Source organism: Lysinibacillus sp. FW12 (genome assembly GCF_050817245.1).
GTDB lineage: Bacteria > Bacillota > Bacilli > Bacillales_A > Planococcaceae > Lysinibacillus > Lysinibacillus irui.
On sequence record NZ_CP139094.1, the window covers coordinates 1,424,668 to 1,450,442 of the forward strand.

At 33.2% G+C, this 25,775-nt stretch carries 32 protein-coding genes; 22 read left to right on the plus strand and 10 right to left on the minus strand.

Annotated features, from left to right (window positions below; all coding sequences use genetic code 11):
- The first annotated feature begins 5 nt into the window (after positions 1-5).
- Positions 6-2,036 carry a phage tail protein gene (locus SJW71_RS07325; RefSeq protein ID WP_431811933.1) on the plus strand — a complete coding sequence of 677 codons (2,031 nt, stop codon included), beginning with the start codon at positions 6-8 and terminating at the stop codon, positions 2,034-2,036.
- Here SJW71_RS07325 and SJW71_RS07330 read toward each other — a convergent pair.
- Positions 2,033-2,380, minus strand: a complete 348-nt coding sequence (locus SJW71_RS07330) for a hypothetical protein (protein ID WP_431811934.1) — start codon at positions 2,378-2,380, stop codon at positions 2,033-2,035. The two genes, SJW71_RS07325 and SJW71_RS07330, sit on opposite strands and share 4 nt — an antisense overlap.
- Here SJW71_RS07330 and SJW71_RS07335 point away from each other — a divergent pair.
- The 13 genes from SJW71_RS07335 (at position 2,355) to SJW71_RS07395 (ending at position 13,440) form a co-directional block, all read left to right on the plus strand.
- Positions 2,355-4,571 carry a hypothetical protein gene (locus SJW71_RS07335; protein ID WP_431811935.1) on the plus strand — a complete coding sequence of 739 codons (2,217 nt, stop codon included), beginning with the start codon at positions 2,355-2,357 and terminating at the stop codon, positions 4,569-4,571. The genes SJW71_RS07330 and SJW71_RS07335 overlap by 26 nt on opposite strands.
- A 3-nt stretch (positions 4,572-4,574) precedes the next feature.
- Positions 4,575-5,495 (plus strand): phage tail domain-containing protein, encoded by a 921-nt coding sequence (locus SJW71_RS07340; RefSeq protein WP_431811936.1) that lies wholly within the window; start codon positions 4,575-4,577, stop codon positions 5,493-5,495.
- Positions 5,496-5,506: 11 nt separating this feature from the next.
- Positions 5,507-7,408, plus strand: coding sequence for a hypothetical protein (locus SJW71_RS07345; protein WP_431811937.1), 1,902 nt, complete (start codon positions 5,507-5,509; stop codon positions 7,406-7,408).
- 60 nt (positions 7,409-7,468) lie between these two features.
- A complete protein-coding gene (locus SJW71_RS07350) occupies positions 7,469-7,615 on the plus strand; it encodes a hypothetical protein (protein WP_431811938.1) in 147 nt (48 codons plus the stop codon).
- Between the two features lie 133 nt (positions 7,616-7,748).
- A complete protein-coding gene (locus tag SJW71_RS07355) occupies positions 7,749-8,423 on the plus strand; it encodes a hypothetical protein (protein WP_431811939.1) in 675 nt (224 codons plus the stop codon).
- Complete coding sequence (locus SJW71_RS07360; protein WP_431811940.1) at positions 8,423-8,992, plus strand: hypothetical protein; 570 nt, start codon at positions 8,423-8,425, stop codon at positions 8,990-8,992. The genes SJW71_RS07355 and SJW71_RS07360 overlap by 1 nt, the downstream gene beginning before the upstream one ends.
- A complete protein-coding gene (locus SJW71_RS07365; RefSeq protein WP_431811941.1) occupies positions 8,982-9,362 on the plus strand; it encodes a hypothetical protein in 381 nt (126 codons plus the stop codon). Before SJW71_RS07360 ends, SJW71_RS07365 begins: the two co-directional genes overlap by 11 nt.
- A 51-nt stretch (positions 9,363-9,413) precedes the next feature.
- Complete coding sequence (locus tag SJW71_RS07370; RefSeq protein WP_431811942.1) at positions 9,414-11,240, plus strand: phage tail protein; 1,827 nt, start codon at positions 9,414-9,416, stop codon at positions 11,238-11,240.
- Between the two features lie 15 nt (positions 11,241-11,255).
- Entirely contained in the window at positions 11,256-11,450 is a 195-nt protein-coding gene (locus tag SJW71_RS07375; RefSeq protein WP_431811943.1) for a hypothetical protein, read from the plus strand.
- Between the two features lie 81 nt (positions 11,451-11,531).
- Entirely contained in the window at positions 11,532-12,041 is a 510-nt protein-coding gene (locus SJW71_RS07380) for a ClbS/DfsB family four-helix bundle protein (protein WP_431811944.1), read from the plus strand.
- Positions 12,042-12,146: 105 nt separating this feature from the next.
- Positions 12,147-12,503, plus strand: coding sequence for a hypothetical protein (locus SJW71_RS07385; protein WP_431811945.1), 357 nt, complete (start codon positions 12,147-12,149; stop codon positions 12,501-12,503).
- Entirely contained in the window at positions 12,503-12,769 is a 267-nt protein-coding gene (locus SJW71_RS07390) for a hypothetical protein (protein ID WP_431811946.1), read from the plus strand. The genes SJW71_RS07385 and SJW71_RS07390 overlap by 1 nt, the downstream gene beginning before the upstream one ends.
- Positions 12,769-13,440, plus strand: coding sequence for a M15 family metallopeptidase (locus SJW71_RS07395; RefSeq protein WP_431811947.1), 672 nt, complete (start codon positions 12,769-12,771; stop codon positions 13,438-13,440). The genes SJW71_RS07390 and SJW71_RS07395 overlap by 1 nt, the downstream gene beginning before the upstream one ends.
- Positions 13,441-13,485: 45 nt before the next feature.
- Here SJW71_RS07395 and SJW71_RS07400 read toward each other — a convergent pair whose 3' ends face one another.
- Positions 13,486-15,132: a hypothetical protein gene (locus SJW71_RS07400; RefSeq protein ID WP_431811948.1), complete on the minus strand. Its 1,647-nt coding sequence runs from the start codon at positions 15,130-15,132 to the stop codon at positions 13,486-13,488.
- 165 nt (positions 15,133-15,297) lie between these two features.
- On the opposite strand from SJW71_RS07400, the gene SJW71_RS07405 reads away from it, so the two are divergent.
- A complete protein-coding gene (locus tag SJW71_RS07405) occupies positions 15,298-15,519 on the plus strand; it encodes a hypothetical protein (RefSeq protein WP_431811949.1) in 222 nt (73 codons plus the stop codon).
- 408 nt (positions 15,520-15,927) lie between these two features.
- On the plus strand, positions 15,928-16,563 hold the full coding sequence (locus SJW71_RS07410; protein WP_431811950.1) for a hypothetical protein: 636 nt from the start codon (positions 15,928-15,930) through the stop codon (positions 16,561-16,563).
- Positions 16,564-16,585: 22 nt separating this feature from the next.
- Here SJW71_RS07410 and SJW71_RS07415 read toward each other — a convergent pair whose 3' ends face one another.
- On the minus strand, positions 16,586-16,873 hold the full coding sequence (locus SJW71_RS07415) for a hypothetical protein (RefSeq protein ID WP_431811951.1): 288 nt from the start codon (positions 16,871-16,873) through the stop codon (positions 16,586-16,588).
- Between the two features lie 160 nt (positions 16,874-17,033).
- Between SJW71_RS07415 and SJW71_RS07420 the strand changes: the two genes are divergently transcribed.
- Positions 17,034-17,342, plus strand: a complete 309-nt coding sequence (locus SJW71_RS07420) for a sigma factor-like helix-turn-helix DNA-binding protein (RefSeq protein WP_431811952.1) — start codon at positions 17,034-17,036, stop codon at positions 17,340-17,342.
- 242 nt (positions 17,343-17,584) lie between these two features.
- On the opposite strand, the gene SJW71_RS07425 is transcribed toward SJW71_RS07420, so the two are convergent.
- The 3 genes from SJW71_RS07425 to SJW71_RS07435 form a co-directional block, all read right to left on the minus strand.
- Positions 17,585-17,788: a hypothetical protein gene (locus SJW71_RS07425; protein WP_431811953.1), complete on the minus strand. Its 204-nt coding sequence runs from the start codon at positions 17,786-17,788 to the stop codon at positions 17,585-17,587.
- A gap of 230 nt (positions 17,789-18,018) precedes the next feature.
- Entirely contained in the window at positions 18,019-18,165 is a 147-nt protein-coding gene (locus SJW71_RS07430) for a hypothetical protein (protein ID WP_431811954.1), read from the minus strand.
- 875 nt (positions 18,166-19,040) lie between these two features.
- Positions 19,041-19,643 (minus strand): DUF3238 domain-containing protein, encoded by a 603-nt coding sequence (locus SJW71_RS07435; protein WP_431811955.1) that lies wholly within the window; start codon positions 19,641-19,643, stop codon positions 19,041-19,043.
- A gap of 159 nt (positions 19,644-19,802) precedes the next feature.
- Between SJW71_RS07435 and SJW71_RS07440 the strand changes: the two genes are divergently transcribed.
- A complete protein-coding gene (locus SJW71_RS07440) occupies positions 19,803-20,303 on the plus strand; it encodes a sigma-70 family RNA polymerase sigma factor (protein ID WP_431811956.1) in 501 nt (166 codons plus the stop codon).
- A 12-nt stretch (positions 20,304-20,315) separates the two neighbouring features.
- Entirely contained in the window at positions 20,316-20,528 is a 213-nt protein-coding gene (locus SJW71_RS07445) for a hypothetical protein (protein WP_431811957.1), read from the plus strand.
- Between the two features lie 246 nt (positions 20,529-20,774).
- Here the strand turns inward: SJW71_RS07445 and SJW71_RS07450 are convergent, their stop codons facing one another.
- Entirely contained in the window at positions 20,775-21,827 is a 1,053-nt protein-coding gene (locus SJW71_RS07450) for an Ig-like domain-containing protein (protein ID WP_431811958.1), read from the minus strand.
- A 270-nt stretch (positions 21,828-22,097) separates the two neighbouring features.
- On the opposite strand from SJW71_RS07450, the gene SJW71_RS07455 reads away from it, so the two are divergent.
- Together SJW71_RS07455 and SJW71_RS07460 are read left to right on the plus strand one after the other, a co-directional pair.
- Positions 22,098-22,712, plus strand: coding sequence for a hypothetical protein (locus tag SJW71_RS07455; RefSeq protein WP_431811959.1), 615 nt, complete (start codon positions 22,098-22,100; stop codon positions 22,710-22,712).
- Positions 22,713-22,871: 159 nt separating this feature from the next.
- Positions 22,872-23,483, plus strand: coding sequence for a hypothetical protein (locus tag SJW71_RS07460; protein ID WP_431811960.1), 612 nt, complete (start codon positions 22,872-22,874; stop codon positions 23,481-23,483).
- A gap of 650 nt (positions 23,484-24,133) precedes the next feature.
- Here the strand turns inward: SJW71_RS07460 and SJW71_RS07465 are convergent.
- The 3 genes from SJW71_RS07465 to SJW71_RS07475 form a co-directional block, all read right to left on the minus strand.
- Positions 24,134-24,367, minus strand: coding sequence for a tyrosine-type recombinase/integrase (locus SJW71_RS07465; protein ID WP_431811961.1), 234 nt, complete (start codon positions 24,365-24,367; stop codon positions 24,134-24,136).
- 126 nt (positions 24,368-24,493) lie between these two features.
- Positions 24,494-24,634 (minus strand): hypothetical protein, encoded by a 141-nt coding sequence (locus tag SJW71_RS07470; protein ID WP_431811962.1) that lies wholly within the window; start codon positions 24,632-24,634, stop codon positions 24,494-24,496.
- Between the two features lie 3 nt (positions 24,635-24,637).
- Positions 24,638-24,976 carry a helix-turn-helix domain-containing protein gene (locus SJW71_RS07475; protein ID WP_431811963.1) on the minus strand — a complete coding sequence of 113 codons (339 nt, stop codon included), beginning with the start codon at positions 24,974-24,976 and terminating at the stop codon, positions 24,638-24,640.
- A 339-nt stretch (positions 24,977-25,315) separates the two neighbouring features.
- Here SJW71_RS07475 and SJW71_RS07480 point away from each other — a divergent pair, with 339 nt between their 5' ends.
- On the plus strand, positions 25,316-25,774 hold the full coding sequence (locus SJW71_RS07480; protein ID WP_431811964.1) for a hypothetical protein: 459 nt from the start codon (positions 25,316-25,318) through the stop codon (positions 25,772-25,774).
- Position 25,775: the final 1 nt, after the last annotated feature.

Genomic DNA, 25,775 nt, shown 5'->3' on the forward strand with positions numbered 1-25,775 from the left:
ACGCTATGAACGGAAACTTTACAGCTAGAATAGGAGCTAGAATCACAGAGTTTATGGCCCGTATGAGGCAAGTTCGTGAGACGATTCGCACTTCGGCAAATGATGTACGTGTAGACATTGGCGCAGATGTTAGCCAATTCAATCGACGTATGGCTGAAATTCGAGCACGTATAGCAGCACTTACTCGAGATCGGGTTGTCGTCAAAATAGAGGCACGAATAGAGAACTTCCAAAGAAAAATACAACGTATTGCAACAGATATTCGTGCCTTTGGTGAATTAATGCAACACACGTTATCTGGCTCATTGATTGCCGTTCTACCAATGATTGCGCCACTAATAGCTAATATCGGAGTAGCTATTGCTAATCTTGGTCCAATGATCGGTACATTAGCTGGTTCTACTTTTGCTTTAGCTGGGGCGTTCACAAGTGCTGGTGTAGCAGCAGGAGCATTTGCAGCAGTAGCGATACCAACAATAAAAAAGTTATTTGATGAAAATGCACAGTTAAATGCAGCTCAAAAGAATGCTAAGGCTTCTTTTGACAACATGAAAACAACATATCAGTCTCTTGTAAAAGAAACAGAAAAACCAGTGTTAAATGCTTTTACAAGTGCAATGCAGGCTACAAATACATTACTTACAAAGTTAAGACCATTGTTTGTATCCAGTGCTCAAGCAGTATCTAGCTTGATGACACAACTTAACGAAGCTATTGGTACACCACCAATTCAAAAGTTCTTAGACTATTTGAATACAACAGGCGCACCAATGTTAAAAACTGTAGCTCGTTCGATGGGTAATCTCCTTCAAGGTGTATTCTCGATGTTAACTGCTTTTGCACCGTTAACAGCCTCAACGGCTAAAGGCTTCGAAGAAATGACAGCACGTTTTGCTGAATGGTCAAATGGTCTATCAGGAAGTTCTAAGTTCCAATCCTTTATGGATTATGTGAACACAAACATGCCGAAGATACGAGCAATTTTCCGAGATGCAACTGCTGGTATTGTTTATTTCTTCAGTGCATTTGGTGGATCATCTAGCGACATGATGTCAGGTCTTGCAAATATGATGGCCCGTTTTAAAGAGTGGTCAGCGAGTTTATCTCAAAATCAAGGATTCCAAACGTTCCTCTCTTATGTACAGCAAACTGCACCTAGTGTTCTACAGTTAATTGGAAATCTAGCAAAGTTTCTAGTGAATTTAGGTATTGGTATGGCTCCTGTTGGTGCTGGACTAATGAACATCGTAAATAACATCTTAGAGTTTATTAACGGAGGGATGGAAGGTAACCGAGTTATTGGTGTACTTTTAGCTAGTTTTATTTCAATTGGTGGCGTTTTGTTAGCAGTTGTCCCTAACATAATTGCTTTTAGAGAGCTCTTCAAAGGTTTAGGTCCTGCAATAACGGGCGGAGTTGGAAAAGCATTAAAGGCTGTGAGTGGGTTGTTTACTAATTTTAGTGGCACTATGGCAGCAGTTGGCGCTAAAGTCTTGTCCTTTGCTAAAACCTTTGGAAGAGGATTAGGTTTAATCACAAGTCCAGTTGGTTTAGTCGTTTTAGCTATTGTAGGGTTTATCGCAATTTTGGTACGCCTATATCAAACAAATGAAAAGTTTAGGTCTCAAGTTCAAACAGCCTGGGCAGCTATTAAAACTGGTATTTCTATTGCCATAACAGCAGTTAAAAATTTAGTAATGTCGGTTTGGACACAGATCACAACATTTTGGAATGAAAATCAAGAAAGCATAAAGTCAACTGCATCTACCATTTGGAATGCTATCGGTACAGTAGTTACAACTGTTATGTCAGCCATTGGAGCTATCATGCAGTTTATTTGGCCGGTTGTTAAAGCCTTAATCGTATCAACTTGGGAGGCTATAAAAAACGTTATCCAAGGCGCGATTAATATTATTTTAGGCATCATTAAAACGTTCAGCGCTTTATTTAAAGGTGATTGGCAAGGTGTCTGGGATGGCATTAAACTGATTGTTGGTGGAGCATTACAAGCAGTTTGGGGTGTTGTTAACCTTTAATTTATAGGTAAATTACTTGGCCCATTAAAGGCATTTGGTTCAACTGCTAAGACATTTTTACAAGGCATATGGACAGCGATTAAAGGCATCTTTACTAACACTTTAGCTACAATAAGAACCGTTGTTAATAATATTTTTAGTGGCATGAAAACATCGATAGAGACTGTTTGGAATGGAATAAAGACATTCTTTAATACAATTCTTACAGGTATCAAAACTGTTTTCACAAGTGTTTGGAGAGGTATAGCTTCCTTCCTAGATAATTTGTTTTCAAGTATTTCAGGTCTTGTACGTGCAGTTTGGAATGGTATTAAGAGTGTGATTTCAAGTGTTTTAAATGCCATAGCTAATGTCGTTAAAAGCATTTGGAATGGAATTAAGAATTCAATTACGTCTATTCTTAATGGTATTAAGTCTACAATTACGAATATTTGGAATGGTTTTAAAAATATTGTTTCAACAGCGATGGGGAATGTCAAAACTGCTGTTGTTAATGGTTGGAATGCGGCTAAATCATTTTTAGAAAGTATTAGTCTAGTGAAGATTGGTGAATACATTGTAGCTGGTTTAGTGAAAGGAATTAACAACTGGTTTGGTAAAGTAAAAGCAAAAGTTGCAGAACTTGCTGAACTATTGCCAGCGTGGTTACGTAAAAAGCTTGGGATTCATTCGCCTTCAAGGGAAATGGCCAAAGTTGCAAAGTGGATTCCAGCAGGCGTTGCAACAGGTATTTATAATAATATGGACTATATCAAGAAATCTGCTGAGGCAATGTCTAAAGCAGCTATCCCGAACTTCCAACAAACAGTACAAGCTACAACAAACATGATGGATAGCGCTAAGAAAATACTTGCTTCGAAAACCAAAGAAATCGAAAAGGAAATTAAAACAGTTGAAGCAGAGTATGCAAAGAAAAAAGCAGAGGCAACCAAGAAATCAAACAATAAGATTGCTGAGATAAATGCTAAAGCTAATGATAAAAAGAAAAAACTGACAGCTGCTCAACAACGCCAAACCTTGAGATTGCATGATGATGAAAAGTCAGCTCTAGAAAAGATCGAAAAAGAAAAGGCCAAAAAGATTGATGCTATTCGTTCCAAGTCTGCAAAAGAGCAGTACGACAAGCTGAAAGAATATGCAGAACATCAAGTAGGTTTAGAAAAGTGGTCAACTAAGGAACAAGCTGCTTACTGGCAGTATGCTACAAGCTTATTCAAAGAAGGTACAGAAGAACGCATCAAAGCTCAAATCGAGTACAACAAATCTATGGCTGAGCTAACGACAGAGCAATTCAACAAAGAAAAGGACTACGTTGACCGTCGTAAGAAATACAACTTGATGTCATTGACTCAAGAGCTCGCTGCATACGAAAAGTATGTTAAAGCTTACAAGGTTGGTAGTGAGGAACGCATTTACTACGAGGATAAAATTGCTGAGACAAAGCAAGCGATTCATGACAGGCTGATGGCCTTAAACGAGGAATACATTAGCAAAATTAAAGATGTGCAACAGGCTGAAATTGATGGTATCAAGGAGCTCCAAAAAGCTTATCAAGATACTGAGGATGCTCGAGCAAAAGAAATTGCTAATGCAATAAGTATCTTTGATGAATTTGAGCGTAAAACAGATGTGTTTGGTTCTAAATTGATTGAAAACCTACGTGGCCAAGTAGACGCAATGCGTGATTGGGCAAACGATCTTCAAATGCTCGCAGCGAAGGGTGTAGACAAAGGGTTGATTGCAGAGCTACAAGCAATCGGTCCGAGTGCACAGGCTGAAATCGCGGCACTAAACAAGCTAAGTCTTGGTGAATTGAATGAGTACGAAAATCTTTGGAAAGAAAAGACGCAGATCGCTAGAGAACGTGCTCAATTAGAGTTAACAGGTCAACGAAAAGACATGACAGATCAAATTGAAAAGCTCCAAACAGAAACAAAATCTAAGCTAGAGCAATACCAAACCGAATGGGTTGAACAAATCAAACAAATCCGAGAAGGTACGAAAAATGAATTTAACCCGATGATCAGTAGCATGAAAGAGATTGGAATCAACGCTATTGAAGGTTTACGTAATGGACTAGCTAGCCAAGTGCCAGCTTTACAGGCACAAGCCAATGAAATAGCCAACACAATCGACAAAACGATTCGTAAAGCGTTGCAAATCAAATCACCATCAAGGGTCCTCGAAAAGTCAGGGGTATTTTCCGGACAAGGCATTATCCAAGGACTGGCAAGCACGAAAGGTATGTTAGAAAACACTGTTAGAAGCCTAACAGATATAATGCAAACTGATATTTCAGCAGCATCTATCGGGCTTTCTACAGCTCTAAATGGTGGTATGGATTCACATTTATTAAATAGCTATGAGTTAACTTCTAGTCAGGATCAAATAGGAGTCTTGAAACAGATTGCTGCATTAATTAGCAAACTGGATTTTGTTGTGGAATTAGATGGTGACGTGATTAGTGAATATGTTGATAGAAACCAAAGTAACAGGGTTTCTTCAAGAAGAACAACTATAGGTAAAGGGGTGTAGTCAATGGACACATTAATTGAATACAGTACAGGGACTACACTCTCCCTTGTCAAAGAGGGTTATATCACACAAGACATGTTGATTAGACCAATTGATCAGAAAGCATCTAGTGTTGATGTGGATGGACGACCAGGGGTAGTACGAGAATCAGTGAATCATGGTTCAAGGGTAATCATCTTGTCTGTTATGTATATAGCTTCAGATGAATTAGATTTTGCTCTAAGACGCGACAAATTGTTTTCGATTTTTAGCGACTTGGAGCCTTTCTATATCTACGAAGGACGACCAACCAATAAGACGAGTACTTATGAGTTTGAATTGCCAGGGCAAACATGGGGCGAGAATTCACAACTACCAACCAATATCGAGATATTAAAAGGTAAACTATACAAAGTGATTCGCACTAATATGAATGAGGTTGAACAGAATGGATTGATTGGAAAGGTTGATATTGAATTTGAGACTTTTCAATTACCTTATGCTGAATCGGCAGGCACCACGTTAGATGCACGTACATTTGATCGTGATGTTTGGCAAACAGGCCAAGGATTAGTTGCTGCGGATCCAACAACATTAAAATATGTATTTCAAAACGAAACGTCTTTTCAAGTTTACAATGCTGGTGATGTGCCATTAAAAACTAACTTGCGAGACATGCTTTTTGAAATAGAGTTTCGAGGTGCTAGTAATAACCTAAGTATCAGGAATATTACGAATAGCACTCAATGGCAATACAACAGCTCTAGTGGCCCCAATGATGTAATAAAGCTCGAAACACCAAATCGGTTCACTAAAAACGGTAGCAGTATTTTTAGAAATACAAATAAAAAGGTACTTATCTTAAATCCTGGTTGGAATTCAATCCAAATTACAGGGGCATCACAATTTTTAATCTCGTTTAAATTCAAATTTTATTACAAGTGAGGAGGGCTACAATGGCACGTATGCGTGTTATCGGTTCATCTTTTGATAAAGGATACCGAGACGATTTAAACTATAATTTCGGGCTATTAGAAGCCTTAATCGGTGAAGCAAATGGACTGACTGATGATTTACGTCAAGAAATGTTAAACTATATAAATAATTTACAACAACAAATTAACATACTAACTGGTGAGAATATTGATGAATTATTGGCACGGCTTAATGATTCAATCCAGCAAGCTTTAACAGCGGCACAAGAGGCTAGGACAGCTAAAACAGCAACAGAAGAAGCGACAGCTTTAGCTACAACTGCCACAGAATTAGCGAAGGCTAGTGCTTTGCTTGCTGAGGAGAAAGCAAATTACGCCAACGAAAAAGCTGTACTCGCACAAGAGGCTGCTAATAACGCCAATCAAGAAGCTTCAAACTTAGCGCAGTTAAAAATTGAAGTCGTACAAGCTACTCAAAGTGCAAATGAGGAAGCTAACAATGCTAATGAAAAGGCTACACTTGCCAACAATGCAGCAGATAGAGCAAACCTAGCTACGGAGAATGCAGACAAAGCAACTTCAAGAGCGAACCTAGCAGCTAATGCAATTGAAGGTTGGGGAACCGCAGAACAATGGGTGAATGACAAACAGTATGTAAGAAATAATGTAGTAACAGACAACGGTTCAACATGGCAGGCTCTTCGAACTAATATTGGAGTTACACCTGTAGAAGGACTGGATTGGACATGCCTAGCTAGAAAGGGTCTTGATGGAACAGGGGCAGTATCTAGTGTGAACAATAGATTCCCTAGTAGTGATGGTAATGTAGAAGTGAAATGGGGTGATATACCAGAGAAACCTACAACATTTCCTCCTGCTGCACATACTCATGAAATCAATGATGTAACAGGGTTACAAAATATATTGGATAGTAAGGCTGACGGAACCGATTTTTCGAATTTAGAGTTGGCTATGAGAAATCACTTACACCAAACCTTTGCATGTTTTGGTGATAGTTTCACGAGAACAGTTAGTGATTTAAATGCACCAACAGAGCGTGAACAGTTTGAAACTTACTTATTCTTCAACTTAGTTTGTGATGCAATCAAACCTTCATATAAAAAGAATAATGGTATTAGTGGTTCGAGATTAGAAAATTTATTTAGAACGGTACATTCGGTTATTCGAAATGATGTTCATTATAATAAAAACCTTCTTAATATAGGGTTTAATGATCTTACTGATTTTAAAGGGATATCTAATACCAATGAAGATATTGCAAATAAAATACAAACAGCATGTATATATTTAAAAACAAGAAATAGAAAAAGTGATTATGCACCTAACTCTTGGTTATGGATAGATAATGATGAATTGGGGTATGAAATCGGGGCAACTTCTGGAAAACTAGGTGTTAGATATATAGATGGTGGTACGCCTATAGAATTTTCATTTACAGGAAGACATCTAGTTATATTTACTGTTGATAATGTGAACTCTGGTGATTATGTAGTTAAGTGCGATGGGGTAGAAATTTTCAACGGTGATATTAAAAGAAATAAAAGAACTGGTGCTGCTGCTTATTGTTTGAAAGTTGATTGCGAAACAGAAGACACTCATACTATACAGTTTAATTCTCCAAACGGGAGATGTTATATCTCGGGTTATGGTGAGTATGATGAATCTATTGAAGTATATGTAAATGAATTAACAAAGAGAATCGACACAACATTTGATAATGATACAAATGCTATAAACAGTTTAATTTCATCAAGTATTACGGAGTTGAATGATAATAAAATCAAAGTAGTTAAAATGAATAATTATTTACCTTCGATTTATGTTGGTACTGATAATTCACACCCAAATATATTAGGACATTTGAAAATGGCTGAAAATATTTTAAGTACAATGATTAAATAATATGATTGTTGTTAAAAAATGGTTTGATTATTATACTACATTTAAAGAGGTGTTAAATTTATGGGAACTATATTAGCGTTTATTGGATTAATAAGTTTAATTTCAATTGCTGTGTATGGAAATATTGATTTACACAAAAGAAAGAAAAACGGCACTTTTACTAAAGAAGATCAAGAAAGATTAGATGAAGAAATGAAAATATGGTAACAAAAACCAACCATCTCATGTAGGTTGTTTTGGAAGGATTGAATATAAAATAAAAATATTATTAGGTAATATTACCCTTTTATTGGATAATGATGTATACTATAAGAAATAAAAGATAATAAGGGGTATTACAATGTCAGACGCAAAATTACTACAATTACAGTTTGTACTATTCTTCAAAACTATTGAAAACAGACCAGATAAATTAATTAATAAAGTTGATACGGCATTGGTTGATATATTTGATCAGATGCCGAATATTACAAATTTACCGCCAGATGCTCCTTTAGAAATTCCGAGGGTTACAATGCAAAGTTCTGATGGATTGTACGCATGTAATATCGGGAAAAACCGCATTGACCTTTTTGGTTATTATCAAAACTCAGGTTCTACAATAGGTGCAAACTTAGAAGTTTTTGTAAATAAAATGTTCTTATTGGCTGAAGAGATATTTAATGATAAAGAAATTATTAGATATGGATTAGTAGGTCAGTATTTTATAGAGCAGGCAAACGCAATAAATAAAATAGCAACTAAGTATATGAAATTAGATACTGAGGATGTTGAAGAGGTAAATATAAGATTTAACCGAAATATTTTGAGTTCCCAATTAAAGATGAATGATATAGTTGAAATAAGTAGAGGTTCCGTTATGTATGCTGGAGTCCAAAAAGGTGACGGAATATTTATTACAAGAGATTTGAATAATAAACCCGTTGATGCTTTGAATTTTGAAACCTTAAAAAAGGTAGTCGAATTAAATAAAAGCAAATTTATGCTTTCGGGTATTCAGGAGTTGATTGATTAATGAATGAAGCACGTACGAAAACCTTAACTACATCATTTAAACCAAGTGACTCAAGTATTTCGCACATGACCTCTTCAAATGTTTTATTAGATATGGGTAATTCGATAGTAGAATCCTCAAATGTAGTAAACTTTCCTAAACCGTATCTTGGTAAAGAAAGTAATAAAAAAGAGGAAATTGGAATACAAATAAAGAAATCAAGTAATACTGTTAATGGATCAGAGGCAGATTTCGGAGATGTTATGGAATATCTTCACAAAGCTGTTGAAATAGGCGAATCATTAAAGTTAGCCAGTAATTACAATTTTAGTGCAATGCATGATGAAAAAGATATCAGAATAAAGGAGGCGGAGGAAAAAATGCAAAAAACCCAAAAGATATTTAATTTATATAAGTATTATTCATTTATATGGATTTTAAGTGTCTTTCTCCTTGGCTTGTTCACGGCATTATTTGTAGTAGGTGTTTTAAGTGCCTTTTCTTTCATTTCTGGTATTACTGCAACATTAGTAGGTATTATCGGAGCCTATCTGGATTGGAAAGCAAAGGAGAGAAATTATGATTCCTAGTATTTTCCTTATGTCTATGCCTCCGGATCCTAATGGTTCAAATTCTGATAAAAATAGTACAAATAATTTAATTGGTCTCGCAAAATTGTTAATTGCAAAGTCGAACTTAACAAGGGGACAAATGTTTTATTTGATCTTTTTTATTGTTTATTTATGTTTCATAGCAATAATAGCAATATCACCAACAATAGTATATTCACTTGCAATTATTGGGGGTAGAGATTTGAGTGAAATAAAACCACCAATACCTATTAACAACCTCCTAACAGGTCTATATATAGTAATTGGGTTGGGAATTCTTTATTTTGCTCTTTATGCTTTACCTGAATTACGTGACCGTTGGAATACGAAAAGAAAGTCTAACAATTAAGCGCTACTCACACCGAGTAGCGTTATTTTTATTGTGAAAGAAGGTGATGCGATGCTATCAATCACTAACTACGAAGGTACTCTAACAGAAGCTTTGGTTTGTAGAAGTAGGCCAGAAGTAAGGAAAAACATCGATGGTGTTTTTGAATTGACCTTAGAAGCAAGCGAAAGTGATAACCCTCATTCCTTTCATTTGATAACAGAAGAAGGGATTATCGAGGCTGGTGGCTTTCAATTTAGGATTAAACAGCTACAGCGAAAATCGAGAGGAAATGTGAAGTCTGTAAAGGCTCAACATATCTTCTTCGATAACATCTGGCGCAGGCAAGAGGGCACCAACGGAGGACATAAAACCTTAAATGAGTTTGCCACTTTTGCATTGCGTAATTCAAACTGGACCTTCACAAGTGATTTTGACGAAGATGGCTATATAGAAGCTTTTGGGAATGACAATATTGTTAAATTAGTGAATCAAATATGCGAAGCATTTGAATGTGAATATGAGATCACGTCAAACAGTAACATTCATTTCAGCAAGATGCTTGGCCCAGACAACGATTTCATCTATCAATATGGTGACAATATCGTTGAACTGTCTAAGTCGGTAAATACAGACAATCTAAGGACGCGTATCAGTGCCAAAGGTAAAGACAATCTAGTTGTACGATACACGTCACCACAGGCTGCTAAATGGGGTATCCGTGATGCTGATGACATGAGCGATGAACGATTTTCAGATTCAGAGAATTTGATGGATAAAGCGCGAAAGTCGTTAAAAGATCAGCCAGAAATATCAATTGAGTTGGATTCAATCGAGTTGTTAGATAAACAGCTTGGGGAACGTATCTGGTTGATCTATGAGCCTTGGGATTATGAAATGCAGACTCGAATACTAGAAGTCACTCAAGTAATCGATGAAGAAACGGATGAATTTAAAACTGTGGCCGTAGTTATTGGTAATGCACTACCTCAAACATTATCAGATGAATTAACAGAAACACAGGAAATTTTAAACGAATCGATTAAAGAGTATCGTTCAGCCATTACTCAAACTGACTCACATATACGCTTAGAAGTTGAGCGTATAGATCAAAGTATAGCTGCTATTGATATTAAAGCTGACAACATTAATTTGAGTGTGAACAATCGTATTACTAACGAGGTGGCCCAACTCAACATTCGAGCTGACAGCATAACCGCAGAGGTTTCTAGGGTTGAGAGAAAGGCGGATAGTACCCAAACACAGGTATCGTCTTTGTCTATTGAAGTTGGGCAAATATCAACGAGAGTATCAAATGTTGATTCAAGACTTGGAACAGCTGAGAGTTCAATTGTTCAACAGGCACACCAGATTACGCAAAAGGTCAGTAATACTGATTACAACGGCAATACAATAGCATCCCTGATTAATCAGACGTCGACAACCATCACGATTCAGGCATCCAAGATCCAATTACGAGGAGCCGTGTACTTCTTATCTGACATAACTGGTGACATGGGGACTATTTACGCTGGAACCATCAATGGGGTTAACATCAATGGAGCCTATATTAACATCAGCCAAGACGTCACCATTGGAAACAACTTGTATCTAGGATCATCTTGGGGAAGTAGTAAAGCAGTTATTTTCGGTTCTGGAAACGGAATTTACTATAACGGCTCACAAATGACCTTCTCGGCACCGAATATTAACTTCGATGGGAGTAACCACACTTTAAATGGTTACAATACTATTTACGGGACTTTAAACGTTCCGTACTCCACAAACGTTACAGGATTGGTTCGTGCTGAGTCTTCAGGTATTGGTATTTCATATTCGAACGGTTATCTGATTGTGAAGGAAAATGGAAGAACAGTAGGTTCAGTAAAACTAACATAAAAGGAGATTGATTTCATGGATTATCAAGTACAACTAAACAACGGACAAGCTATTAATTTAACAAATGCGGAGTTTGATGTAACAGCATTCACAGCAACACTTAATGATCAGAAGATTAATTTCGTGAATATTGGTGGGGCTATTATTAATAAACACATAATAATTAGTGTGCTACCAGTATCGGCCACTCAAACAGAAACGCAAGCTTAGGCTTAGCGTTATTTTTATTGTCTAAAACAAAAGGAAATCTTTCACTTTTGCTGAACTTATAAAATAAGGGAGGGAAACAGAGTGAAACAGTATGCTGACAAGGAAGAATTGATTAGTACGATTAACGAAAAGTATAAAAAATATATTGAAGAGTTTGATGAGATACCGGAGGTTTTGAAAAACAAACGGATTGAAGAAGTTGATAAAACCCCATCGGAAAATCTTTCTTATCAACTTGGGTGGATAAATCTTTTGCTTCATTGGGAGCAAAAAGAACAACAGGGAGAAGAAGTACAAACCCCAGCAGAAGGTTATAAGTGGAATAATCTAGGTGGATTGTACAATTCTTTTTATGAACAATATGGAGAGTACTCCTTGAAAGAGCAACAATCAATGCTTAATGAGGCTGTCACTAATTTATGTGAGTGGGTAAATTCTCTATCAGAGAAAGAGTTATTTGAAGTTGATCAAAGACGATGGGCAAAAACACAAGCTAATTGGCCTGTTTGGAAATGGGTTCATATTAATTCTGTTGCTCCATTTACAAACTTCAGAACAAAAATACGTAAATGGAAGAAGATTAACCTTTAAATATTTTTGAAAAAGTGTTGTTCTTTTGTTCCATATAGTTATGGATATACTTTAGCCTTCCACAAATATGGAGGGCTTTTATTATGCGCTATGAGGTCAATCGAGATGGGCAACGGTACACTGTACTGGATCTCGATTCATCTCATAGCTTTTTATTTACACAAAAAAGAGCAAAGGACTGGTGATCAAATGGATATTGTATCCACAGTAACAGCAGCAAGTCATATTGCAAATTCGCAAGTCGTGTGGTCAATCTTGTGTATTTGCTTAGTCGTTTATGTATTTTGGAATTCTAACAAACGCGAGGAACGACTATTAAAAAATTTAGAAACGTTAACAGAGGCACAAGGTGAGCAAGCTACGGCAATGCAAGGAATTAGCCGTAGTTTAACATCACTTGAAGGCCGTATGGACCGCATGGAAAAACATACTTATAAAAATAAAGAAAAGGATGATGAATAATGGATTTAACAAACATTTTTACTTTAGCAGCAATCATGGTCGCAATTATCTTAGCGGTTGCAGAGGTGCTTAAAAAGACATTTAATCTTAATACACAATACATGCCAATCACATCAGTAGTGATTGGTATTTTTATTGGTTTGGTTTTATGGCCGTTAGCTGAATATCCAATGTATGTCATGTTAATGGCTGGGTTTATTGCAGGATTAACAGCGTCAGGTACATTTGACTTGTTAAAGGCGGCTAAAAAAGAAGGTGAGCAGTAATGACGAGTATAACAACTACATGCCGTGATCTAAGCGAATTAACATCAGCAGCTCAAACAGCCTGCCGACTACTCTTTCAAGAGTGCTACAAGGCAGGTATTGATTTTGTTTTTATCACAGAGACATACCGTAGCCAAGCACGCCAAAACTACTTGTATGAGCAAGGTCGAACAAGACCAGGCCAAGTAGTAACCTGGACACGCAATAGTAACCATACATCACGGAGAGCATGGGATATAGCTGTAGCACCACCACGGAATCTATATGATATTTCCACTTTGTCAAAGGTAGGCGCTATTGCTGAGAAGTTAGGAATAAAATGGGGAGGATATTGGCAAGCAGGGCAGTATGATGCTCCTCATTTTGAAATACCTACAAATTGGAAAATCCCTAAAGGATACAACTTAGAAGGACAAGTGATTGTACCAACAAGTAGTGCTGTAAAAGTTCAATTGATTAAGGAAGCTAAAAAACCAATTCAAAATGAAAAGGATGATGATATTATGAAATTCACAAACTCAATAACTAAAGCTGCTGTCCGTGATTACATTAAACAGGCTGTAGATAAAGGCAAGATTGATAAATCATGGCTTGATAAATTCGATTCAGGTACTATGACAAGTGGCGATTTTGAAGGATTGAAAATCATCATTGCACAACGGAATAACTAAAATAAAAAAGACCAAGGAGCTAATAGCTGCCTTGGTCTTTTACAATTATTTTAAAATCCATCTTCTAATATTTAGAATGAAAATAATAACTATTAAAACTCCCCATACTACTATAGAATAAAATACGTAGTTAGGATTTTCTTTACCTAAAATTGTTTTGAAAATATTTAATAAACCAGTATAACCTAATACAATTGTTAAAATTGAACTTATACTTAATAGTAGTAATTCATTAGCATTCTTTTTTTCATCCTTAATAATCTGAACGTCATCCTTAAATAATTTTAAAAAGTTTTCTACTTTATCTTCTAAATCATTTATGTTACATTTCTCTAAAATTCGTTCATAAAGAGTTTTAGGACTCCCATCCGTAAAGAAAATTACTTCTTTATCATAATTAAACTTTACCGTATTTAGTTGTTTTATCATTCGATTGTAATCCTTAATATTTCGGGATTTTGACTCACTAATTTGATTTAATAAATCTTTAAGAAAATATTTTTTAACAAAAGACATTTCGTAAAATTTAACAAAATTTAAATTTGCAATTAGAAAATTTATTGAAGCAAATCTTTTGTATTCGTCTGTATAGTAAGGTGAAGATTTTAATTCTTCAACAGTTGTTTCTACTAATTTTGCCATCCTTTCACTTCGAAGAGAAAAAACAGAGCTATATGTACTACAATAAAATGAAAGGTCTTTATCACTCCGTATCCTCGAATCTAATATTTCTTCTTCTCTTTCTTTGAAATTTTCAACTAACTCTTTATCTGAATTAAATAAAAATTGCCCTATATTCTTTTTATATCTATTGAAAAATGCTTGATAATCATTATATGGATTTTTAAAAGCACTATAATCACCAATGCCCCAACTAACTGAATCAAAATAATCATTTGAAATTAAATCTAGGTTAACTAAATTAATAATTCTTTTTTTGTATTCAGCCAAAATGCCATCGATATTTATATTTTCAAAGGTTTCTTCTTCCCAATAATCATCAAAATAATAATGTTTTTTATCTTTGTAAAAAGTAACTTCATCGAAAGAGTTATATCTAGGGGGAGATTCAGATAATTGTAATTGCTTTTCAACAAAATCTTGAACACAAATCTGTAAAGATATTATTCCTTCTTTAAAAATTGTAACCATAACATAATTTAATAGGTACACTCCATTATGTTTGATTCTTAATGGTAGCAGTAATCGCCTTTCTTGAGAATTGTACCTTGCGTTTGTTGTAAGACACATTTTCTCAATTTCATAGTAAGCTTTATCCACTTGAATTGCACAATCAAAAAGATCCTCTTCATATAAGTGTATATCATGAAATTTAGCAATGAATTTTTCTCCATCTATATATGAAACGTTCTCGGTTGAACTGATTGAAAAATCATCTTTTCTAGAGAAATGTTTTTTCAAATTATTAAAGATTGTTTCACTAATTTGATCAGTGTCTAGATCAAATATAAAGAATGAGTTTTCCGTAGTCTTAATACCTTCAGATTTATATAATACATTCTTATATATTAAATAATCATTAAAATCTTTATTAACAAAAACATCTTCTGAATTTCCATGTAGAGTATAAGTAAGTATAAGGTTAGCATTATGTAATTTCTGAACAACTTGATAATAATCTTCGGGATTAAACTTTAAAATAGAGTAACCAAATATGTTCTTAAAATTCAAATTTGAATACCTCCAGCGATTTATTAAATACTTTAAAGTGATTTTATTCCCAGTTTATATAAATTTCTTTATTATGTACATGAAAATATCCACTCTGGTTTTCTTGAATTCTTAGAAGGTAATTAAAATTATTATGTAGAATTACCCATAAAGGTGGTGTAGATTATGAATTACGACATGATAGTTCCCGTACGTTTTTTATTCAAACGTGAGCCTGATAATGTATCGATTATAGGTTTATCAAGCTTACATTTAACTCATGCAGAACATGAAGCATTAACAGACGAAGTTGCCCTAAATCTTTTACGTGAACAAGGTTACAATGTGATAAGAATGATCCATGAAAATGAAAATATCATAAGTGATAAATTCTGTGTGAAATTTTAACGGCTATCTAATTAGGTAGCCTTTTTTATTTCCTGAAATTTACTTTGTCAAAACAAAAACGTAAGTTCTATCATATATGCAAACAAACGTTCTTGATTTGATTGGTTAAAATGGCTACCAAACCAATACTAAAGCATCAACCAAAAAGAAAGAATTTTTCGGATAGAAAAAGTGAAAATAGCTTAGAAATTGTTTCGGGAGATGACGAAGAGAGAAGAAGGTAACTTTATAGATATGTTAAAGCCCAGGTACTCATTAATTTGAGCCTGGGCATTTTTTTGTTTAATTTAATAGAGTTTTGAGAGATAAACAATGGAATAAATATGTATTTTTTACAGAGTTTTGGATTCGGTAGAAAGCCTATTATTAAGTTGTACCAATAAAACAAGCACAAGGAGGAAATTACTTATGGCAATTAATAAAGGAAATACTGATTTTAATCTAAGTGTTTCACAAACAGGGGAAAAGAGTTTAAAAGTATCTTGGAGTCGTAGTGGTGGTATTGGATATAATGGTCGTATTGATATCCAACGTCCTGGAGATGGTCAAATTGTTTATTCTAAGACATATAAACAAGATACTAAAAAGGGATCTTTCACATTTGAAGTTCCGTACTTCGGAGAATATAAAGTTCATATTAAGTCTAACAATGGCCAAACGTACGACTTCATTTATAGAAACGTATTCTTAAAAGCTGAAAAGGTAAAAAAATTCACATATAAAGCAGCAGATGTTAAGAAACATGAAGAAGGTAGCCTATTACAATTAGGAGTACTCACAGCAATTGGAATGTATGCTGCGACGTTAGGTTCAGTTCTTTCAATATACTTTGGTACAACACAAGCTACCTCAACAAGTTTCTCATTCCCTAAACCACGAGTAGGTGATACTATGACGACTACTTATACACCTGTTATCGGTGGAGTACAAACGGTAGTCAAGTTTGTCCAGAAACCGTATAAAGATAAAAATGGTAATTCATTTAGTGGCGGTACTTACACTTCAGCACCAACAGTTGCTAAATATATCACTTATCCAAAATAAATAAAAACAAAGCACTTAATGATTAGTTAAGTGCTTTTGCTTTTTTTAAACGATAAAAATTGAAAGCAATATCAATGATCATAATTATATAAAGTACACTAGATACATTTAAAATTAATGAAGGTAGAGGTAATATTACATCTCTAATCAATATTAGCCAAATAGTTGTTGAGATTAAGACAATTGAATCCATTAAAATAACCATAAAATGTTTTTGTTCTTTAAAAATAAAATTAAAAACAATTAACCTTACTAGAATTGGAGTAGTTAAAAAAAATGAATAGATTTGTGTAATTTGTTCTGGGCTCACATAACCTCTCCCTTATATGTAAAAATTTGAAAATAATATTAAGTATACAGTATAATAATGTTAACTGAAAGAGAACGCATGTTCTTATGGGAGGTGCTCATAGGTTATTTAAATAAATCTTATAAAAAAGGGCAATAATATAGGGCAAGGGGAAAATAATATGAAACAAAACGCTCGCGAAGTAGATAAACTAGTTGAAGAATATCTGAAAATTTATCCTTATATTAGTAAAGAAAAAGTAGGAGACTTAACTAAAAATCAGAAGATAGCCATATGTATTAGTGATTTGTTAAGTATAATGCCAGAAAAAGAAGTTAACTTTATAAACTTTAGGTACATAAAAGGATGGACAATAGTTAAGATAGCTCAAGAAATGAATTATAGTCAGCAAATGATATATGTTGTTCGTAAAAAAGCGTTGAAGAAAATCTATCATGGAATAAACCATTTACTTAAGGAAAAAAGTTGATCTCAAAATCCATAGTTAGAAGATACATGTTAGTTATAGAGTTTGAAAAAAATTAATTTGCCTATTTGGCTATTTTTTTTATTGTTACATAAAGAACGTAAGTTCTGAAAATGCAGAAAGGGTATATACTCTAAAGAGAAGATAATAACATATAGAAAAAAAGTGTCTGAGAACTTTTCTAAATTAACATTACAAATTTTCGATTTGAACAATGAAATAATATTATATTAAAGACCAAGAGACTAAATGCCATCTTGGTCTGTTTTCATTTCATTTAAAATTTGTTTGCGTTCTAAAATTAACTCCATAAACTCGTCTAAATCTTCCTCTAAAGCGTGGTTTTTTATAAAGCTACGTGCTCTTGATCGTGCACTAATGTATTTTGCACGTTCTTTATTCTTCTCTTGCCAACGTTTATTTGCTTCAGTCTGTGAATTTTTCTCCATTTTTAACCCTTCCTTCTTTTGAAGTACATTACGATGTTTAATATCACTAATATTAAGCATAGTGAATAGGCCACAATCATGAAGTAATCAAAAAACTTTGGTTCACTCCAGTTAACCATGTCAGTCAAGATATACAAGGCTAATGCTAAAGCAGCAACATATCCGATATTTTTCATAACGATGAGGATGTGATAAGATTATAAGAAGGAGGGGCTAACCTCCTTCATATGCTACTTGCGACGTTTTCCTTTGCGAGAGGGGCGTCGCTTTTCTTTTTTCTTACTCTTCATATCGCTAATGTTTTTCGCTGTGCTTGTAAGTAAGTTTGCGATTGTAGCGATAGTTACTAGGTAAGCTAGAACCTTATCATAATCCACTTTGTTCACCTCCTTTCTATATTCTAATTATACTAGTACTAGTATGTTAAGTCAACAAATTATTCCATTTAATTTCCTAAAAATCAAGCATTCTACTAAAAATAAAGAACCAGAGTACCCCGACCGAGATGAAACTGATTTAAAGGAAATTGCAAAACACATTAACTGAAACAACCTGGTGATAACTAAACGAAAGTATTCTCCATCAAGTACAATTTAGATAAAAATTTTTGGTTTTAATTGGTTATTTTCGGGTAAAACAAATAAGAGGGTGTATTTTGGTGTATTTAATTATTTTGAGGAAGTAATTAAACAATTTAATGTCTTTACAACAAATAAATTGATAAATAAAATTACCAAAATATGTAGTGTTGTGTTTTAATGTAAAGTGAGGAGTGGAAATGATTAATTAAATTTTTTGAATGATTTTTGTCTTATTCATTGATGTTAAGAAAAAAATAAGGGTTGTGAAAAGATGTTAAAAAATAAAATTATTTCAGCTATTATTACTTTAATTATAGGAATATTTATTATACCGTTATTTATTCAATATACATATCACCTATCATACGGCGTTTATGGTACAGCATTTACAGCACCAGCTATGTTAATAGCTATAGTGGTATCAATTCTTCTTGAAAAATACAGTAAAAATAAAAATCCTTTTCTTATGTATATTAAACACTTAATATGTACATTAATTTTTGCATTACTATATAGTTTATTTAATTTCGATCTTTTCAAAGATACTTTCTATTTAACTTTTTCAATAGGAAGCATTTATATCACTATATTTGTTATTATTGATTATTTATTAAAAAATTTTAGGAATTGAAAAATTAGGATTTTAAAAAAGACCGTGAAAACGGTCTTTTTTAATTATTAACCCAGCTATCGTATGGTCGACCAACATCTACTAAACCAATGTCCATAGGAGGGAATAATTTATTAATTTCATCTAAGCTTTTTGGTCTGTGTACATAGATTGTTTCTGGACCTTTATTCATGCTATAAATATTACGCATAAATTCGTATCCAGGGAAACCATCATGATAGCCTTTAATACGAACACTACCAGTACGAGTTACTTTAAGTGTAAATTGATAATCAATATCAGGAGATCCAGTAACTAATGGATTGTTAGAAGCACATTTACAGTTAATGTACAAAATGTCGTCAATAACTTCAGTAGCATACTTAATTGTATCCGTAGATTGTTGTTTTGATTTGATTTTTACCCATTTACCATTCTGTAATTCTTCTAATATCGTTACACCAGTATTTGAAGTTGCACTAGTAATATAATTCGCCTTAGATGTGTCAATCATAAAACTTTGTGATGTTCGATATTTACTTGAATGCCATTCGCCACCCAAGCGGTCTTTACCATCGCCATGAAATCGTTGATTACTATTTAGTGGATGTGGAGCGTAATCAAAAGGGAGAAAAGTTCGTAATCGTAATTCTAATTTTGCCATAATATAACCTCCAATATTTTTGTAAAATATGAATCTTACATATTGGATAGGCTACTTTTTAATTGAAAAAACAACCCAAAAATATAAAAAATAGGTTGTTATTTCTTTAAGAAAATCCACTTTATATTAAGAACGTATGTTCTTTTTAGGGGGGTTATCTTGGGAGAATTATATTTAAAATCAATACTGAATAATTTTTTAACTATTGAGCAGAATAAAAAATTGTATGAGGAATATAAAATTAATCTTGATAAAAGGGTCTTGGATATTTTAGAAAATGAGTTTAAAAAATTTTATTCAAAAATAATTATTGTTTCATATTTTTCAAAAGCGCTTCATTTTGCTGCACAAAAGTATGATCAAGGCATAAAAAAATATAGAAGATTTGAAGATGAATTGTTTGAAAGAAATGAGAATGTATTTTATATAGATGAGTATAAAGAGCATGAGCCAGACAATATTGCAAACTATGTTGAAGATCAAGATATTAGTGAATCCATAACTAATCTTAAAGACAGACAAAAACAAATTTTATACCTTCACTTTATTAGAGAAATGACCGAAGCTGAAATTGCCAGAGTCCTGAATATATCTCAACAAGCCGTAAACAAGGCAAAAAATAAAGCTATTGATGAAATTAGACCAAATACTACTAAATAAGGAGTTTCGCCTATGGGAAATAAAATAGATCCGTTAGAAGTAATCGAGCTAATGCAACCGAAGATCAAGAAACTATTATATCAAACGTCCATTAGTAATAGAGAAGATTTAGAACAAGAGCTAAATTTGTTAATTATAACTTCAATAGAAAAAATTAAATTTAAGAATTTACCGAGCTTTTCTAAATTAATAAGTTTAATTGATCATGGTGAAAACGTTAGCTAAATGCTTTTTTATATCCTAACTGAGATGGAGAAGTAGTAACTTGCTATTATTATATTGATTCAACTAATAAGGGACTTTTTTAGACGGAAATTCTAATTTAGTATTAGTAACTAAAAATAAATTCAAAAGATAATATAATAAGATTAAAGACTAGCCAAGCAATTTGCCAGGCTAGTCTTTTTTTACAGAGGTATCTAAAAAAATAACCAGGCACTATTAGAAAGGGAGTACCTGGTCATTTTTTGTTTAATATTCTCTTACTTCAAATGAAGCAATTTTATCATGCACAATATATTCAGTTACTTTTTTATAAGGTGATATCGTTTTAGAAAATTTGAATGTTGATGTACCTTGTGCACTTTCAAACCAGTTTAAGTAATTGTTCAAAACAGTATTTGTAACATCATACTCTTTAGTTATGCCGTTTACGAGAGTGATACTCAAAATAGCATTCGAAAATGAATTATCTGGCTTCTTAACAATAACTGTACTAGTAGCTGAAATATCTGTGTTTTCTATTGTTGCCGTAATAATTGCTTGTCCCTCAAGAATTGCAGTTACATTACCGTTCTGATCTACAGTAGCAATTGATTCATCACTAGATGTCCATATTACTTTTGCTGTATCTGGAGTAACGGTAGCAGTTAATTTATCTTGGCTTCCTTCTAGTAGTTCTATACTATTTTTGTCTATTGTAATGGATTGAACATTAGGAACTTCACCTGGGGCTAATAAATGTCCGACAACGTCAATGGCATCTATGTTTAAATCTGTACCATATGTACCGTTTTTGATTTTTTTAATTTCTACGGTATGATATCCATAATCCAACAAGGTATTTTGATAGCTTATAACTTGATTCGATTCGTTTGAAAAACTTTGTGAAAAAATATAATCAACATTATCTATCTTAATACTAATTTCATTTGAATAACCAGGATATACAGAAGAAATTATTCTTAATTTGCTCCCAATAAAAGTAAAGCTTACTGTATCATTTAGAGTATTTTTACCTGATATACTTCTGGATCCTCGATAATAAGCACTAGCACTATACTTGGACCAATTTCCAAAGTATTTTATCGATTCATGAGAATCATCATACCGTTTCCATCCAATCTCAGGTTTTTTGAGGATATTTCCAACAACAGCGCTATTTTCAGGAGTATTATTTAAATTAGTTACTCCTTCCTCATAATCAGCTTCTTCTGCAGCTGAAGCACTTTCAATATTAAAACTTACGAATGTTAACAATATTAATGCGAAATAAAGAAAACCATTTTTAATAAATCTAAGCATTTATACATCCTCCTAAAAAATAATGAAAGGCTATTTCTTTAAATAACCTACAAAAACAACTTTAACCAAAATGAGGCTTATTTACCATGATAAAAATCGTGTTTATTTAATAATAAAAAAGCTACTAATTTTGAAATTAGCTTATACATTATGCACTCTCATTTGAGGGTGTTTTTTCATTGAAAAGAGTGAAAAATGTAGAATTATGAAAATAATAATAGAATTTCCTTCATTATCCATGTATATTGGTGGGGAAGGGAGTTTGAACAAATGAAAAAATTGCTTATTTTACCACTTACATTACTGTTAGGTATTTTGTTAGTAGCTTGTAGCCAGAGTGATGATAGTGGTAAGAAAACAGATGGTGCTGATAAAGCATCTGAAGAACCATTAAAAGTTGATAAAGGACTTTTAAATGTTGAAGTTACAATACCAGCTACATTATATGAGGGGCAAGACATAGATTCTATTATTTCTGAGGCAAAAAATAGTGGAATTAAGGAAGTCATTAAGAATGATGATGGTTCTTTAACTTATAAAATGTCTAAATCCGAGCACAAAGAGATGATGAAGGAATTAAAAGAAGGAATTGTAAAAAGTGTAGAAGAGCTCAAAACAAGCGAAGATTTTGTTTCTATAAATGATGTGGCTTATAACAAATCTTTTTCTGAGTTCACACTCACAGTAAATAAAGAAAAGTTTGAAGGTAGTTTCGATGCAATTGCATCTTTTGGGCTTGGTTTAGCAGGCATGTACTATCAATTATTTAACGGTGCAGACGTTGATGATTTTAAAGTCTCAGTAAATTTTAAAGATGAATCAAATGGAGAAGTATTTGACACTATTGTTTATCCTGATGACTTAAAAGAAAATAAAAATAAGTAAATTTAAGAGCACCTAATGGGTGCTTTTTCTTATGTATAAAGTTCAAAGTAAGTTTGAGGTTATTTCTTTATTTAAAGTTGTAGAAAACTGTAGAAATATGAAAATAGTAATAGAATTACCTCTATTAACCAGGTATAGTGGTATATAGGAGGGATTTCTATGAAAAAGTTAAGTTTATTATTATTGGTGTCTATTTTATTGGTAGCTTGTGGTCAAAGTGATAAAAACAGCAGTTCAGATAATAGTCCAAAAGAATCGGATGGAAAAAATCTAGAGGAAGAAGTTAAGTCATCTGAAAATAAAGAAGAAAATGAACCAGAGGTAGAGGAAGTGATGACGATTACTAAAGGTAACGCGTTAGTAATTGATGATTATGCAGAAATCACAATTAATAACAATGTTTTCGGTAAACAAATTTCACCACCAAATCCGAGTTCTATGTATACATATTACAAAAACGAAGAGGAGGGGGAAGTGTACTTAGATACTAGTATATCCGTAAAAAGTTTACTAACAACAGGTCAATCATCTGATGAATTTGTTGATGTGAAAATTATTTATGATGAAAAATACGAATATAAAACTTTCTCAACAATAGAAGATCGAGGTGGAGAAGATTTCACGTTTACAAATATTACTTCAATTGAACCTCTTAAAACTGGTACACTACATTTTTTAGCTTCTGTACCGGAACAAGTAGAGAAGGATGGGAAACCGTTAAAAGCGATAATTACAGTAAAAGGGCAAACGTATGAACAAATAATAAGGTAAATATCTATGGTATTAAGCACTCATATTTGGGTGCTTTTAATTATCAAAAAACAGGTGAGGTCATGGCAACTATTCGAACAGCAATTCCAATACAAATTCATTTAAGCAAGCCATGAGAGTAATGTACAAGGCAATTTCAATGATGTGAAGCAGATTGAAGAACTGAATATTGTATCTGGTTAAATATATCATTGGAGGATTAAAGGCAGGTGCCCAACAGGTGCCTAAATAAATCTAAAAACGTATAAATAGAAGGAAAGATTCAATAAGTTTTTACTATATCGATTGATAAAAGGCTATAAATACAGGTTTTATAGTAATGTATAAAAGCTGAAAAACCTGTTACCACAGCCTTCTAAGCCGTCGGTCGGGGGTTCGAATCCCTCCTGGGACGTCTATTACATAAAAATAGAGGATTTTATGAAGAAATAAGAACGCTTGAAAGCCTTGATTATAAGGATTTTGGGCGTTTTTTCTTTTTGAGGTATACGATTAGATTCGATTAAATATTTAAAAGTAATTACACAAATATTACACATGGTTGTCCTTGTTTTTCTTGAACATATTTATAGCAATTTTTTCATCTCTTTCTTTCATTTCTTTTAGAACATGAGAGTAATGGTCTTGAGTAGTTTGTATATCAGAATGCCCTAAACTTCAGATACTGAATTTATACTTGCACCTTGATACAATAAGATACTTGCGTGAGTATGCCTTAAACCATGAACAGAGATTGGTTTAATATCAAGTTGATCAAGGATAATTTTTAATGCTTTATTTACACTTTCATTAGATAAAACAGAAACTTTTGAAACCCTACTATAGAAAACTAAATCATAAGGATGTTCTGGCATATCATTAAAAAGTGCTTCAAATTTGCTCATAACAATATCATCGAATGAAATAATACGTTTCGACTGTTCGTTTTTCAAAGGTCCAAAGCCAGTCCCGTCTTTCCCATGCTCTTTCAACTTTTAAAGTATTTGTTTCAAAGTAAAACTTATCAGTTGTTAATCCTGGATGGAAGGTAACAATTTGTTAATCCAGATTACATTGTCGCCATAAAGGCTTTTATTTTTCATATGATCTTTTTCATAAACTTCAATATCTAAATTGTCACATTCCATTAATAAAGCATCATATAAGTGCATGGGCTATTCCCCCTTATTTTTGCACGCCTCTCGTTTCATAGCTACAAAGCGTTTAAATTCTTCAATCTCTTCTATTTCTTCCTCTGTCCATTCATCACCATCATGGTGAGCAGCGAAAGTCTGCACATTATCTTCGGGAAGAATTTTTTGATCTGTACGACCAAGTAAGTAGTCTATAGATACACCAAAGAAAACTGCCACTTTTAGAATTTTATCTAAACTAGGTCTAATTCTCTTCCATTGATAGATTGTATTATTCGGAATTTCTAGTTCTTCCTCTAAGCGTTTAACGGTAATTCCTCTACTTTTACAAAGTTCTTTAGCACGTTCTAACGTTGTCATATCAATGTTTCCTTTCACATGTCCAAATTACTAATAAATATATTAAATATTTCTGTTGAAAATTAATATATAATTTAGTGAAGTGTACATAAGCTATTTTATTAGCTAAAAAAGACTACAAAAAAAACTACAAAAAAAACTACAAAAAAAACTACAAAAAAAACTACAAAAAAAACTACAAAAAAAACTACAAAAAAAACTACAAAAAAGACTACCTATGTATAAACATTTTGACGTTGGGGAACGGAAGAAATGTATTGTTACAGGCTTTTCTAAAGTCTTATTTAGCTATGTCTATATACTAATAAACTTAAATATTTTCCGATTAAGTGAAGCGCTGTGATAGCGAGCCAATCTGAAAACCAAGCATCTAAATTTTTTAATCTTTTAAGTTCTAAACAAGCAAATAATATTATGTATCTTGGCAATGAATTAGCTTGGCAAGCTGAAAAGAAAAAGGAGTACATGAACGAGTACCAAGTGATGCTTTATGATTTCATGCACTCGCTGCCATTAAGAGACGAACTCAAAGACCAACTTCACAAATGTATCTTAGCTACAAAAATGAACGATGTACGTGATTTCGTGAACGCTAAGGATGTTTTGGTTAACATTATCCGTGATATCGCGAACGGTACGTTAACTATTGCAAGTACATTAAGAGCTGTTTTCGTAGGAGCATTTAACAAGGCTGTAGGGCGTTTAAAGGTGAAGCTTTATAAATCATCATATATAGAAGAAACAGCGGAAAGAAGTCCGGTGCCTTTTTATAATTGGTTAAAGGAGAGGGATATTTAAG